Origin of the sequence: Pseudoclavibacter chungangensis, assembly GCF_013410545.1 — a bacterium.
Classification (GTDB): domain Bacteria; phylum Actinomycetota; class Actinomycetes; order Actinomycetales; family Microbacteriaceae; genus Pseudoclavibacter; species Pseudoclavibacter chungangensis.
Genome location: NZ_JACCFV010000001.1, coordinates 2,658,943 through 2,672,858 on the forward strand (window position 1 = coordinate 2,658,943; position 13,916 = coordinate 2,672,858).

General features: G+C 69.8%; 11 protein-coding genes. 2 read left to right on the forward strand and 9 right to left on the reverse strand.

Annotated features, from left to right (window positions below):
- Positions 1–57: 57 nt before the first annotated feature.
- The 3 genes from HNR16_RS11790 to HNR16_RS11800 all read right to left on the reverse strand — a co-directional run bounded on the left by HNR16_RS11790 (position 58) and on the right by HNR16_RS11800 (position 2,857).
- Positions 58–522 (reverse strand): MarR family winged helix-turn-helix transcriptional regulator, encoded by a 465-nt coding sequence (locus HNR16_RS11790; RefSeq protein ID WP_158042100.1) that lies wholly within the window; start codon positions 520–522, stop codon positions 58–60.
- A 123-nt stretch (positions 523–645) separates the two neighbouring features.
- Complete coding sequence (locus tag HNR16_RS11795) at positions 646–1,749, reverse strand: branched-chain amino acid aminotransferase (RefSeq protein WP_158042099.1); 1,104 nt, start codon at positions 1,747–1,749, stop codon at positions 646–648.
- A 61-nt stretch (positions 1,750–1,810) separates the two neighbouring features.
- The gene (locus tag HNR16_RS11800) at positions 1,811–2,857 is read right to left on the reverse strand and encodes a 3-isopropylmalate dehydrogenase (protein ID WP_158042098.1); all 1,047 of its coding nucleotides are present in this window, start codon (positions 2,855–2,857) and stop codon (positions 1,811–1,813) included.
- Positions 2,858–3,036: 179 nt separating this feature from the next.
- Here HNR16_RS11800 and HNR16_RS11805 point away from each other — a divergent pair, with 179 nt between their 5' ends.
- Positions 3,037–3,555 (forward strand): YbjQ family protein, encoded by a 519-nt coding sequence (locus HNR16_RS11805; protein WP_158042097.1) that lies wholly within the window; start codon positions 3,037–3,039, stop codon positions 3,553–3,555.
- Positions 3,556–3,643: 88 nt separating this feature from the next.
- Here HNR16_RS11805 and HNR16_RS11810 read toward each other — a convergent pair whose 3' ends face one another.
- Both HNR16_RS11810 and HNR16_RS11815 read right to left on the reverse strand, forming a co-directional pair.
- Positions 3,644–4,873 (reverse strand): VWA domain-containing protein, encoded by a 1,230-nt coding sequence (locus HNR16_RS11810; protein ID WP_158042096.1) that lies wholly within the window; start codon positions 4,871–4,873, stop codon positions 3,644–3,646.
- A gap of 198 nt (positions 4,874–5,071) precedes the next feature.
- Entirely contained in the window at positions 5,072–6,469 is a 1,398-nt protein-coding gene (locus HNR16_RS11815; RefSeq protein WP_179558369.1) for an aldehyde dehydrogenase family protein, read from the reverse strand.
- On the opposite strand from HNR16_RS11815, the gene HNR16_RS11820 reads away from it, so the two are divergent.
- A protein-coding gene (locus tag HNR16_RS11820) for an IS3 family transposase (RefSeq protein WP_179558138.1) occupies positions 6,449–7,701 on the forward strand; the annotation gives its coding sequence in 2 pieces (ribosomal slippage) (positions 6,449–6,731 and positions 6,731–7,701; 1,254 coding nt in all). The two genes, HNR16_RS11815 and HNR16_RS11820, sit on opposite strands and share 21 nt — an antisense overlap.
- 298 nt (positions 7,702–7,999) lie before the next feature.
- On the opposite strand, the gene HNR16_RS11825 is transcribed toward HNR16_RS11820, so the two are convergent.
- The 4 genes from HNR16_RS11825 to ilvN form a co-directional block, all read right to left on the reverse strand.
- Complete coding sequence (locus HNR16_RS11825) at positions 8,000–9,802, reverse strand: M48 family metallopeptidase (protein ID WP_225737808.1); 1,803 nt, start codon at positions 9,800–9,802, stop codon at positions 8,000–8,002.
- 282 nt (positions 9,803–10,084) lie between these two features.
- The gene (locus tag HNR16_RS11830) at positions 10,085–11,893 is read right to left on the reverse strand and encodes an ABC transporter ATP-binding protein (protein WP_158040036.1); all 1,809 of its coding nucleotides are present in this window, start codon (positions 11,891–11,893) and stop codon (positions 10,085–10,087) included.
- A 450-nt stretch (positions 11,894–12,343) separates the two neighbouring features.
- A complete protein-coding gene (gene ilvC, locus HNR16_RS11835) occupies positions 12,344–13,369 on the reverse strand; it encodes a ketol-acid reductoisomerase (protein ID WP_158040035.1) in 1,026 nt (341 codons plus the stop codon).
- A gap of 39 nt (positions 13,370–13,408) precedes the next feature.
- Positions 13,409–13,915: an acetolactate synthase small subunit gene (gene ilvN, locus HNR16_RS11840; RefSeq protein WP_158040034.1), complete on the reverse strand. Its 507-nt coding sequence runs from the start codon at positions 13,913–13,915 to the stop codon at positions 13,409–13,411.
- Position 13,916 lies beyond the last annotated feature (1 nt).

Here is a 13,916-nt window from a genome sequence, read left to right on the forward strand (position 1 = left end):
AGGCGGGCCGTCGGTACGGGCGGTCCGTCGGGATGGATCTGGGGGTGACGGCGCGGCTCAGCCCGCGCCGACGACCTCGACGCCGTCGTTCGCCTCCGCGGCCGCAGCGAGCCGTTCGAGCGGCCCGAGCGCCTGGAGGACGGCGACACGATCGTCATCGCCGAGCGCGTCGAGGAGGGTCGCGAGGGTCGTCGCACGGCCGGCACGACGCGCCGCGATCGTGTCGCGCCCGGCGTCCGTGAGCGCGACCTCGACCGCACGGCGATCCGCCTCGGTCGTCCGTCGCTCGGCGAGGCCGTCGTCGACGAGCCGGGTCACGAGCTGCGTCGCGGCGGGCTGCGAGATGCCGAGACGACGTGCGAGCGGGGTCACCCGCGTCGGCCCCTCGTGGTCCAGCGCCGTGAGCATCGAGACGATGGACGGCGAGAGACCGCTCGCGGCGGCCTCGGCACGGAGCCGACGCACGAGCCGCTCGAGCACCCACGAGAGGCGCTCGACCTCGTCACGTGTCACGCGTTTCATAAGAGATTTATATCATAAGTAAGTTATGCACTTGAATCGGACGTGATCCTGCGTCGCGGCCCCGAACGCGTCGACGCCCGCACCGTGCGGTGCGGGCGTCGACGTCCGAGCTGCGCGGGCCGATCAGACGAGGCGCGTGAGCCAGCCGCGCTCGTCGGCGACCTCGCCGTTCTGGATGCCCGTGAGCTTCGCGCGGATGCGCATGCTGAGCGAATCGGCGTCGACGCGCGGGTTCTCGATCGTGAAGTGCGGCGACTTGAGCATGCCGATCGGCGTGATGACCGCCGCCGTGCCGCACGCGAACGCCTCGACGATCTCGCCCGAGGCAACACCCTCGCGCCACTCGTCGATCGAGATGCGGCGACGCTCGACCCGGTGCCCCGCCGCCTCCACGAGCTCCAGCACGCTGTCGCGCGTGATGCCCGGCAGGATCGAATCGCTGAGCGGCGTCGAGACGGTCCCGTCGGCACCGACGAGCACGATGTTCATGCCGCCGAGCTCCTCGAGGTACTTCTCCTCCGCCGCGTCGAGGAAGAGCACCTGCTCGCAGCCGTTCGCGTACGCCTCGTTCGTCGGCAGGAGCGACGCCGCGTAGTTGCCGCCGCACTTCGCGGCTCCCGTCCCGCCGCGACCGGCGCGCGAGTACTCCTCGCTCAGCCAGATGTCGACGGGCTTCGTCGGGTCGGAGAAGTAGGACCCCGCGGGGCACGCGATGATCATGAAGCGCGCCGTGTGGGCCGAGCGGACACCGAGGAAGTTCTCGTACGCGATCATGAACGGCCGGAGGTAGAGCGCCTTGCCCTCGCCCGCGGCCGGCACCCACGCCTCGTCGATCGTGACGAGCTCGCGGATCGCGTTGACGAAGTCCTCGTCCGAGAGCTCCGGCAGCGCGAGCCTGTGGGCCGAGTTGCGCAGGCGGGCGGCGTTGCGCTCCGGACGGAACGTGTGCACCGATCCGTCCGCGTGACGGTAGGCCTTGAGCCCCTCGAAGACCTCCTGGCCGTAGTGCAGGACCGCCGAGGCGGGATCGAGCTGCAGCGGGCCGTACGGTTCGACGCGCGCGTCGTGCCACCCCTCGTCGATCGACCAGTCGATCGTGACCATGTGGTCGGTGAAGTGCTTGCCGAACCCGGGGTCGGCGAGCACCGCCTCTCGCGTCTCGGCGCTCGCGGGCGCAGGATTGCGCGTCGTCGCGAAGGTGAGCGGGGCGGTCGTTGCGGTGGTCATCAGGTTCCTTGTATGCGTTGTCGATTCGGGTGCCCCCGCCGGGGCCCCGAGGAGGGTCGGATCAGAGCCGCTCGCGGATCGCGGCACCGACCTCGCCCGTCGAACGGGGGGTCGTGCCTCGCGCTGCGAGGTCCTCGCGGACGGCCGCCACGACTCGGGCGGCGGCCTCGGGGTGGCCGACGTGCTCGAGCAGGAGCGCGACGGACAACACGGCCGCGGTTGGATCGGCCTTGGCCTGGCCCGCGATGTCGGGCGCCGAGCCGTGGACCGGTTCGAACATGCTGGGGTACGCGCCGGTGGGATTGATGTTCCCGGAGGCGGCCAGCCCGATGCCCCCGGCGATGGCGGCGGCAAGATCGGTGAGGATGTCTCCGAACAGGTTATCAGTCACGATGACGTCGAATCGCGCGGGGTCCGTCACGAAGAAGATCGTCGCGGCATCGACGTGCAGGTAGTCGGTCGTGACCTCCGGGAACTCCGTCGCGACCTCGTCCACGACGCGCTGCCACAGCACCCCCGCGTTGACGAGCACGTTCTTCTTGTGCACGAGCGTGAGGTGCTTGCGCGGACGCGCCGCGGCGCGCGTGAACGCGTCGCGCACGACGCGCTCGACCCCGAACGCCGTGTTGACCGACAGCTCGTTCGCGATCTCCGCGGGCGTGCCGGCGCGGACGACGCCGCCGTTGCCGACATAGGGCCCCTCGGTGCCCTCCCGCACGACGATGAAGTCGACCTCGCCCGGATCGGCGAGCGGGCTCGAGACCCCGGGCACGATCGCGGAGGGACGCAGGTTCACGAAGTGATCGAACGCGAAGCGCAGCTTGAGCAGCAGCCCGCGCTCGATGATGCCGCCCTTCAGGCGCTCGTCGGCGGGGTCGCCACCGACCGCGCCGAGCAGGATCGCGTCGTGCTTCGCGAGCGCCTCGAGGCTCGAGTCGTCGAGCACCTCACCCGTCTCGAGGTAGTGGCCGGCACCGAACGGGTACTCGGTCGTCACGAGCTCCACCCCGTCGGGGAGCGCGGCCTCGAGCACCTGCACCGCCTCACCGATCACTTCTGGGCCGATGCCGTCTCCGGCGATGATGGCGAGGTCGAGGCGATCGGTCACGGACGGGTCCCTTCGTTGACGAACCAGGACCTCCAGTCTAGGCGCGCGGCCGCTCGTCGCCTCGCGTCCGCCCGCGGGACGATCCCGCGAGCCCGCGTCCCTGCCAGGATGGGACCGCGGAGGGAATCGGCCCCCGCCGGAACCGACGCCGCCCCGGCGTCCAGCGAGGACGGAAGACCGTGATCGTCGTCACCACCAACGAAGTCCCGGGCCACGACATCGTCGACGTGTTCGGCGAGGTCATGGGCCTCACGGTCCGCGCCCGCGACATGGGCGCGAACTGGACCGCGGGTTGGCGCTCGATGGGTGGCGGTGAGATCCCGGAGTTCACGCGCCTGCTCGCCGAGGCGCGCATGCAGGTCATGGGCCGCATGGTCGACGACGCGCTCGGTCTCGGCGCGAATGCCGTCGTCGCGATGCGCTTCGACTCGTCGGAGATCGGCAACGCCTGGACGGAGGTGTGCGCGTACGGGACCGCCGTTCGCATCACCCGACCCGACGGCCGCCCCGTCGCCGTGCAGGCCGCTCGCGCGTTCCCCGGTTCGGCCTACACCGGAGGCGTCCCCCCGCAGGGACCGCTCCCCGCGTACGCACCCGTTCCACCGCAGGGCGGCATCCCGCAGTACGGCTCGCAGCCCGGGGTGCCGCCGGTCCCGGGCGGTTACCAGCCCGGGCAGGCCCTGCCACCGAACGGCTGACGGCGCGTCGGTCCGCACGCGCAGCACACACGAACGAGGTCGGCCCCACCCGAGCGGGTGGGGCCGACCTCGTTCGTGCGGTCGCCCGCTAGGCGGAACGGCGTCGCGCGAGCAGGAGCACGGCGCCGGCGATCAGGGCGGCACCAGCGATGCCGGCTGCGATCAGGGCACCCTCACCGTCGGCTCCCGTGTTCGCGAGCGCGGGGCTCGTGGCACTCGGGCTCGGAGCCGCGGCGGGCGTGGTCGGCGGGATCGACGTCGACGCCGTGGGCGTCGGCGTCTCGGTCGGCGTCTCCGTGGGCGTATTGGTCGGCGTCGGCGTCACGGGGGCCGTGATGGTCACCGTCGTCGTCGTCGTTGCCGTCTGACCGTCAACCGTGGTGAGCGTCACCCGGACCGTGTAGGTACCAGGCGTCGCGTAGTTCGCGGATGCGGTGCCGGTGTCGGTGTCGGTAGTCTCGGGCCCCCCGTCGACGAACTCCCACGACCAGCTGGCGACCTCGAGCGGCTTGCAGTCGGCACCCGACTCAGTCGGCAATGCGACCGACTCACCCGCCCCGGCCGAGAAGGTTTCCGGTACGAAGCGAACCCAGGGGCGGGACACGACGTCGTCGATGACCTGCTTGATGATCTCGTCGACGGAGGCTCCGGCACCCTCGAGGGTCGTAATCGAGCCACCAGCGCCGTTGACGAGCGTCTCGTAGTCCGAGCGCAGCCCGGCGTACGTAAGGATCGGGAAAAGCTGCGTGTTGGCTGCCTTGAGCGCGGCGACCGTCGTGGCGGTCGTCTCTGCCGAGTTGATCTCGTCCGGGTCGTGGTACGGCGCGTCGGTGATCAGGATGATTGACCGCGCGGAACCGGTGCTCCACTTGAGATCACTCAGCGCGCGGTTAATGGCGTGCAGCGAAGCCTCGGGCGTGTCACCACCACCGTTCGCCGTCAGAGTGTTGGTTGCCGCCTGGAAAACCGCGGGATCGCTCGTGAAGTCGGTGGCGGTCCGCACCTCCGGGTCGTCGCCGCGGTCGCGGTACTCGACGAGCGCGACCTTCCCACCCGCGTCGACAATCTTCTGGGCCGCTTCGATCGCGGTGCGCTGCGCGGCGCTGATCGCACCCGACATCGATCCAGTCGTGTCGATGAGGATGGCGACGTCGAGCACCTGCGAGGGGCAGGTGTCTCCGCCGACGCCGGCAGGCACCGGCGCAACGGCGGCGGGCGCCGCCTGTGCTACGCCGGCGAATGCGAGCACACCCGCGCCCGCGATGAATGTGGCGACGGCCGCGTTGAGCGCGCGCCGCACGATGGAACGAGTGGTCATGGAGCAGGGCCTTCCCCGAAGATGAGCGACTCGGGACAGCGAGCGCGCACTCAGCTTAGCGGGAGCTGAACGTTCGCAGATAGTGCGATGTCCTCTTGCTCATAAGCCCCTGAAACCAGGGTTCGTTGACGATCCTGCCAAAACACATATCGGTGGCCGGCTCGACACGTCGAGCCGGCCACGCGTGCGATGCCGAACTCAGCCGCTGATGACCTGCGGTACCGCGACCGCCTTCAGGCCCTCCACCCCGAACTCGAGACCGTAGCCCGACGACTTGATGCCACCGAAGGGGACGAGCGGGTGCAGCGTGCCGTGCTGATTGATCCACACGGTTCCCGACTGCACTCGCGCGGCGACCTCGCGCGCCGACGCGACATCGCTCGACCACACCGATCCCCCGAGCCCGACGTCGACGGCGTTCGCGCGTGCGATGACGTCGTCGAGGTCGGTGTAGCGCAACACGGGCAGTGCCGGCCCGAACTGCTCCTCGGACACGAGCTCGGACTCGTCGGTGACGTCGGTCACGATCGTCGCCGGGTAGAAGTACCCCGGCGCGTCCGCGTCCGGGTTCCCGCCGAGCGCGATCGTCGCCCCGTCGGCCTTCGCCTTCTCGACGAGATCGTTGACGATGTTCCACTGACCCCGGTTCGTGAGCGGCCCGAGCAGGTTCTCCGCCTCGTAGCCCGGGCCCATCGGCACGTTCTTCGCGAACGCGACGAGCTCGGCGACGACCTCGTCGTGGATCGAGTCGTGCACGTACAGTCGCTTGAGCGCCGCGCACGTCTGTCCCGTGTTGATGAACGCGCCCCAGAACAGCCCCTCGGCGATCGCCTTCGGATCGGCGTCCGGAAGGACGATCCCGGCGTCGTTGCCGCCCAGCTCGAGCGTGAGCCTGGCCAGGTTGTCGGACGCGTCGCGCGCGATCGACTTCCCCGTGGGCGTCGAACCCGTGAACATGATCTTGCCGAAGGCGGGGTGCTTCGTGATCGCGGCCCCCACCTCCCCGCCACCGGCGACGACGGTGAACACGCCCTCCGGCAGCACCTGGTTCACGATCGCCGCCATCGCGAGCACGCTCAGGGTCGTGTCACTCGCGGGCTTCATGACGACGGCGTTCCCCATCCGCAGCGACGGCGCGAGCTGCCACATCGCGATGAGTGCGGGCCAGTTCCACGGGTTGATGGCCCCGACGATGCCGATCGCCCGGTAGTTGAGCACCGCGTGCCCCGAGTCGTCGTCGACGACGGTCTCCGGCTCGAGCGGCGTCGTCGCCGCGGTCCGCATCCACACCGCGCAACCACCCGCCTCGAAACGAGCCCCGGGGCCGTCGAGCGGCTTTCCCTGCTCGTGGGCGACGAGCTGCGCGAGCGCCTCGGCGGATCGGTCGAGGGCCTCCGCGGCCTCGAGCATGATCCGCGAACGCTCCGCGTGACCGAGCGCCTCCCAGGCGGGCTGCGCGCGCTTCGCGGCCTCGACCGCGACCTCCAGATCGTCGACGGTCTGGACCGGCGCGTGGCCGATGACTGACTCGCCCCGGTGTGTCCGGAGACAGGATTCCTTGGAAGGATCTGTCTTATGGGACGTCCCAGTAAGTATCCGCGCGAGCTTCGTGAGCGCGCTGTCCGTATGGTCGTCGAGGTGCGGGCCGATTATCCGAGCGAGTATCAGGCGATGACCGCGGTCGCGCAGATGCTCGGCATCGGGTCGCCGGAAACGATTCGCACCTGGATCCGTCGGGAGCAGGTCGACGCGGGAGACCGGCCCGGTGTGACGACTGACGCGGCGGTGGAGATCAAGCGCCTGAAGCGGGAGAACGCCGAGCTGCGGCGGGCGAACGAGATCTTGAAGGCGGCTTCAGCTTTCTTCGCGGCCGAACTCGACCGGCCACACAAGCGATAGTCGCCTTCATCGACGAACACAAGGACCGCACCGAGGGCGGGCTCCGATGGGGTGTCGAGTCGATCTGCGCTGTGCTCACCCAGCACGGCGTGAAGATCGCCCCATCGACCTACTACGACGCCCGCGGGCGCGGACCGTCATCCCAGGCCGTTTCGGATGAGCGGTGGAAGCCGATCATCCTGGCGGCGTGGCAGGCGCACCGCAAGGTGCTCGGGGCCCGAAAGCTTTGGTTGCGGCTCCGCCGTGACGGTCACGACATCGCGCGCTGCACGCTCGAGCGCCTCATGCGTGAGCTTGGGATCGCCGGCGTGCTCCGCGGGAAGCGGAAGCGTCCCGTCGACACGGATCCGCGCGAGACCCGCCCCGCGGACCTCGTCGACCGACACTTCGCCCGGTTCCGCACGAACCAGCTCTGGGTCGCGGACTTCACATACGTGTGGACGTGGTCTGGATGGGTCTACGTCGCGTTCGTCTTCGACGCGCACTCCCGCCGCATCATCGGCTGGCGCGCCGCGACGAGCATGACCACACCGCTCGTGCTCGACTGCCTCGACATGGCTCTCTTCACCCGCCGCCGCGAAGGCATCACCGGGTTCGAGGGGCTCACGCATCACACCGACGCGGGCAGCGTCTACACGTCAATCGCCTTCACCGATCGGCTCGTCGACGAAGGCATCGACCCGTCCGTCGGATCCGTCGGCGACGCCTACGACAACTCTCTCGCGGAATCGCAGATCGGGCTCTACAAGTCCGAACTCATCCACCACGAAGGTCCCTGGCGTGACGTCGATCAGGTCGAGGCGGCGACCGCATCCTGGGTGCTCTGGTTCAACACCGAACGCACCCACGGCTCCATCGACGACCTCACACCCCTCGAGGTCGAGCAACTCGACTACGCTCGCAACGAACCGGTTGAAAGAGCCGGCTGACACCAGCAAACAGCTCTCCGGACATGCCGGGGCGAGTCAGACCTCCTCCGTCGCAGGATCGATGACGGGACGGCCCTCGCTCTCGGGAACCGTGACCGCGGCCAAAAGGCTCTCGTAGGTTTCCATGACACCTCTTCTCTGATGAATGTCGTGCCCCGATCCTCGCGCGAGCGCCTCCACACGCCTTGATCGTTCGCGCACGACGCGTGCCGGTGCGCGCACAACGTCGCCGTCGCGGAACGCGGACGGGCCCGCGAGCCGTCATGGCTCGCGGGCCCGTCACCGGACACGCGGTCGTTCAGTTCGACGAGCCGCCATCCCGATCCGGACGTCCGTCGGCCTTCGGGGCCGACCAGCCGAACGAACCACTCGAACCGTATGCGGACGGGGCACCGGGCACGGTCGGCCACGAGCCCTGCTCACCCGAGGCCGTCGTCGACGTCCCCGCCGCGTCCGCGTCGCCGCTGCCCGCGGCGTGCGACTCCTGTGCCCGGAGGCTCCGCCGAGTCACCTCGGGCGAGGACCCCGCGCCGTCGGCGGATGAACCGCCCGCTGCGCGTTCGTCGGACGTCCCGCTGCTCGGCGACCGGTACGATCCGAGCGCAGAGGACGTCCCGTGGGAGGTGGGCGACGCCGACCGGTCGCTCGGACCGTACGCGCTGCCGCCGTCTTCGTTCGGCCGCGTCGCCCCGAACCAGGGGGCGTCGGGCGCGGGCGATGCCGACGTGCCGGCACCGTTCGCCCCCTGCCCGGCGCCCGTTCCGTCCTGCGGGGCGCGCGGCTGTTCGCCGTCGGGACGCGCACCGTAGCCCTGCGGGGTCTGACCGGCCCCGGCGGACGGTCGCCCGTTCGGGTCGAAGACCCCACCGGACACGCCGCCGCCCGGGCCCTGCCCGGCGGCGCCGTATCCCTGCCCGCCGTAACCGCCCGGGGTCGGGCCGCCACCGATCGGGCCGCCCTGCCCGGGCACACCGCCACCGGGACCGGGCGTTGGGCCGCCCCTTCCGGGCCCACCGAGCGCCGGCCCCGGCTGGAACCAGCCCGGCGAGAGCGGGGCGCGCGGCGGCAGGGGCTGCATGACGGGGGTCGGGAAGCTCGCGTGCGCCGACGGATTCGCGTCGAGGTAGCGCAGCATCGCGGTCGGCGTCGGCCAGTCCGCCGACCGGATCTGCCCGGGCGGGACGACGCTCTGGCCGACGATCGTGCCCTTCGGCATGAGGAAGAGGGCGCCGGGGATCATCCGGTTGCGCAGGGCGAGCGAACGCCACGTGGCGACGGGGTGCGTCGCGACGAGGTTCGCGACCCACACGAAGAAGCCCCGCTCGGTGAGGGCACGGTCGGTGAACTCGTCGACCTGCACGGCACCGTTGAGGTACTTGCCCGCACCGAACAGGCGGGGCAGACCGGACGCACCGGCGGCGTGGTAGTGGTACCCGTAGTTGTCGGCCGTGTACTCCTGCGCACGGCTCAGGATGTTGCCGAGGAGCGGAACCTGGGCGAGCGCGGAACTCACGACGAGTCGGAAGTAGCCGACGTGACCGGCGGCGAGGTGACCGACCTCGTGACCGATGACGAATCGCAGCACGTCCGGGTCGCGGGCCTCACCACCGAGTTCGAACAGGTCCGAGTAGACGACGACGAAGCGACGGTGTCCGTGTCCGGCCGCGAACGCGTTCACCTGACCGTTCCCCATCATGACGTACGCGTCGGGCACGCGCCGCAGTCCGAACTTCTCCGCTGCCTCGACGACCATCCGGTACCCCTCGGGGAACTGGGTCGGCGACATGCGCGTGGCGCTCGTGCGCATCTGCGCGTACGTGATGCCTCGGATGAGGAGGTAGGCGAACGGCAGGAGGAACGCGACCTGCAGCATCGTGCTCATGAGCGGCAGCAGAACGGCGCCGAAGATCGACGACTGGAAGGCGCGCGGGTCACTGAACAAGAGGCCCGTGACCACGAACACGAGGACGAGGTTGAGGGCCCACAGCACGATCGCGACGATGAGCCACGGGATCTCGCCGGGGTGGCGGATCGCCTGGCGCCATGCGGGCGGCCAGGTCGACGTGAATCTGAACAGGCCCGGCGGCTCGTCCGTCGTCATCCCCTGCGGTTGCGGTTGCGGTTGCGGTTGCGCAGGTACGGGCGGTTGGTGCGACACGTGGTGCTCCCTCCGGACGACGCGGGGCCCGCGCCTCTGGCGTCCCGGCGACGCCGGAACCGTCCATAGCGTATGAGAGGACGCGGGGAGGACGTCTGGACACACGCCGCCACCCCGGCAGCCGCCCGAGTTCCGGGCGATTTCGGGGGTTCCGGGGCACCCGGAACCCCGAGAACCGCCCGGAAGTCGGGTCGGGTGTTCGGGCGGGGCCGGGGCGACCTCGCGTCAGAGGCGCAGGCCGTGATCCTTCAGGCGTTTGCGGTCGGCCTTCGTGCCCGAGCGCTGCAGGGTGAGGAGCTCCTCGTAGAGGCCGCCCGAGACGGCGAGCGCCGCGGGTGCGCCGATCTCGTCGACCGTGCCGTCGCGCAGGGTCACGATGCGGTCGACCGATGCGATGGTCGACAGACGGTGGGCGACGATGAGACTCGACCGGCCGACCATGAGCTCGTCGAGTCCCTCCTGCACGAGCCGCTCCGAGCGCGTGTCGAGCGCACTCGTCGCCTCGTCGAGAACGAGCACGGGCGCGTCCTTGAAGGCGGCGCGTGCGACCGCGACCCGCTGACGCTGACCACCCGACAGCTTGAGCCCCCGTTCGCCGATGATCGTGTCGAACCCGTCGGGCAGACGCTCCACGAACTCCGTGACGTTCGCCCGCGCCGCGGCGACCGCGATCCGCTCGAGGTCCGGCTCCGATTCCGCGTAGCCGATGTTCTCCGCCACGGTCCCCGAGAAGAGCTGCGGCTCCTGGAAGACGACGCCGATCGCACGCCGGAGCGTCGCGCGAGACAGCGTCTCGATCGGCCGCCCGAACAACAGGATCTCCCCCTCCGTCGGCTCGTACAGGCCGAGGAGCAGCGAGATGAGCGTCGACTTGCCACCGCCGGACTCGCTCACGAGCGCGACCCGCTCACCCACCCCCACCGTGAACGAGACGTCCCGAACGGCATCGGCCCCACCCTCGTAGTGGAAGGTGACGCCGCTGAACTCGACCGCCGGCGCGCCCGGAACCGGTTCGAGCGGTTCGTCGCTCGCGTCGTCGGCACGTTCGAGCGCGGGATCGGGCGGCAGCGACATGACTTCGAAATAGTCGCGTGACCCGGCGACGGCCCGCTGCGACGCGTCGATGAACCAGCTCATCATCATGACGGGCGTCACCGCCATCGCGAGCAATTGCACCAGGACGACGAGATCACCGAGCGAGAGGTTCCCCTGTGCCGTCATGACGAACACGATGCCCAGCATGGTCGCGAAGACGGTCGTGAGAACGACGTTGCGCAGCGCATCCATGCCGTGCCAGTGACGTGACTGGCTCACGCTCGTCGTCACGACACTCGTGAACCGTTCGTCGAACCGATTCGCCTCCCTCGGCCCCTGGACGAACGACGCGACGACGCGGATCTGCCCGATGACCTCGGCGAAGCGCCCCCGCGCGAGGTCGACCTGCTCGTTCTTCCGGTTCTCGAGCCGCTGCCATCGGCGGGACGTGAGCGAGGTGAGCCAGATGTAGACGGGCACGATGAGCGCGAGCAGCACGGCGATCGGCCACGCGTAGACCGCCAGGATCACGAGGATCGCGCCGGTCGTGATGAGCGTCGAGAGGAACTGGTTCGCGAAGACCTTCGCGAACTCCGTGATCGTCACGATCGACCGGTCGAGTCGCGAGACGACGGTGCCCGTGAGCTCCTCGTCGAAGTAGGACTGCGGGAGCCTGAGCAGGTGGTCGAAGTAGCGCGTCGAGAGCATCGCCCGCATCCGCTCCGACATGACGTCGCCCACGAGACCGCCGATCGCCGTCGCCGCGATCGAGGCGAGTCCGATGCCGAGGTACGCGAGCATCCCGAGCACGACCGCGTGCACCGAGTCGCTCACGGGCGCTCCGGTGCGCATGTTCTCGACGATCGTGTTCGTGAGCGCGCCGGTGATGAAGGGGGTCGCGAGCGCGGCGGCACTCGTGAACACGCTCGCGGCGACGATGACGAGGTACGAGGGGGTGAGCGATCTCGTGAACGTGAGAATGCGTCCCAGTGCGCGCACGTCGGTACCTCCCGGTCGTCGTCATGAGCGGGTCTTCGGACGGACGCCCTTCAGCGCGGACCGCTCCATGGGTACAACATCGCCCGCAGGCCCGCTGTTCCCTCCACCTGCACCGCTCGGACGACTGTCCACGCGACTGCACGATTCTCCCACGCGGCACCATCGGCCGATCCAGCCGGGTTGTTGCTACCGGGCCGCGGGCCCGGTAGCAACAACCCGGCTGGATGTGCGCGCTCGGGCGGACACGGCACGGGGCAACGCTCACGTGGGAACCGGGACGCACCTGCCCGGTCGTGCCGGAGGAACAGGGGCGCACCCGCCCCGTCGCGCCGGAGGAACCGGGACGCACTCGCCCGCTCGTGTCGGAGGAAACGGGACGCCCCCTCCCGGTCGTGCGGGAGGGGGCGTCGGTCGTTCGGCGGGGTTCGGCCCGACCCCGGTGTGATCGGACTACCGGGCGACCGAGCCGTCCGTGTAGTCCTTGTCCTGCTGGCTCCAGGCGAAGAGCTTGCGGAGCTCCTGGCCCGTCTTCTCGATCGGGTGGTGCTCGCCCTTCTCGCGCAGCGCCTTGAACTCCGGCGCGCCGGCGTCCTGGTCGTCGATGAAGCGCTTCGCGAAGGCACCCGACTGGATGTCCGCGAGCACGGCCTGCATGTTCTCCTTCACGTGCGGGTCGATGACGCGCGGGCCCGACACGTAGTCGCCGTACTCGGCCGTGTCCGAGATCGACCAGCGCTGCTTGGCGATGCCGCCCTCCCACATGAGGTCGACGATGAGCTTGAGCTCGTGGAGCACCTCGAAGTAGGCGATCTGCGGCTGGTAGCCGGCCTCGGTGAGGACCTCGAAGCCGTACTGCACGAGCTGCGAGGTACCACCGCACAGGACGGCCTGCTCACCGAACAGGTCGGTCTCGGTCTCCTCGGTGAACGTCGTCTTGATGCCGCCGGCGCGCAGGCCGCCGATCGCCTTCGCGTACGACCAAGCGAGGTCCCACGCCTGACCCGACGCATCGACCTCGACCGCCACGATGACGGGGACGCCACGGCCGGCCTCGAACTCGCGACGGACGGTGTGGCCCGGGCCCTTGGGGGCGACGAGGAGCACGTCGACGCCCTCAGGCGCCTCGATGTAGCCGAAGCGGATGTTGAAGCCGTGGCCGAAGACGAGCGCGTTGCCGGGCTCGAGGTTCGGGAGCACGTCCTCCTTGTAGAGGATGCGCTGGGTCTGGTCGGGCGCGAGGATCACGACGACGTCGGCCCACTTCGCGGCCTCCGAGGTCGTGAGGACCGTGAAGCCGGCCTCCGCGGCCTTGGCCTTCGACTTCGACCCCTCCTTGAGGCCGACGACGACCTCGACGCCCGAGTCGCGCAGGTTCTGCGCGTGCGCGTGGCCCTGCGAGCCGTAGCCGATGACGGCGACCTTCTTGGCCTGGATGAGGGCGAGGTCCGCGTCGTTGTCGTAGACGATTTCAGTCACTGCGATGTTCTCCTTGTTGGTGGTCGTTGTTCCGGTGCGCTACTTGGCGACGCGCTCGGTCATGGATCGGCTGCCGCGTCCGACGGCGAGGAGGCCCGATTGCACGAGCTCGCGGATGCCGAAGGGTTCCAGCATGCGCAGAAGCGCCTTGATCTTCCCCGAGTCACCCGTCGTCTCGATGACGAGTGCATCGGGCGACACGTCGACGACGCGGGCGCGGAAGAGCGTCACGGTCTCGATGACCTGCGAGCGGTTCTGGGCGTCGACGCGGACCTTCACGAGCAGGTGCTCGCGCTGGACCGAGGCGGCGTCCTCGAGCTCGACGATCTTGATGACGTTCACGAGCTTGTTGAGCTGCTTCGTGACCTGCTCGAGCGGGAACTCGTCGATCTCGACGACGACCGTCATGCGGCTGAGCCCCTCGACCTCGGAGCGGCCGACCGCGAGCGAGTCGATGTTGAAGCCGCGGCGCGCGAACAGGCCCGCGACGCGCGTGAGGAGGCCGGGCTTGTCCTCGACGAGGAGGGACAGGACGTGCTTGGACATG

Excerpts from the sequence above, each read along its gene's own strand:
- HNR16_RS11790 (WP_158042100.1), bottom strand. The coding sequence starts at position 522 with ATGAAACGCGTGACACGTGACGAGGTCGAGCGCCTCTCGTGGGTGCTC.
- HNR16_RS11795 (WP_158042099.1), bottom strand. The coding sequence starts at position 1,749 with ATGACCACCGCAACGACCGCCCCGCTCACCTTCGCGACGACGCGCAAT.
- HNR16_RS11810 (WP_158042096.1), bottom strand. The coding sequence starts at position 4,873 with ATGACCACTCGTTCCATCGTGCGGCGCGCGCTCAACGCGGCCGTCGCC.
- HNR16_RS11825 (WP_225737808.1), bottom strand. The coding sequence starts at position 9,802 with ATGACGACGGACGAGCCGCCGGGCCTGTTCAGATTCACGTCGACCTGG.
- ilvN (WP_158040034.1), bottom strand. The coding sequence starts at position 13,915 with ATGTCCAAGCACGTCCTGTCCCTCCTCGTCGAGGACAAGCCCGGCCTC.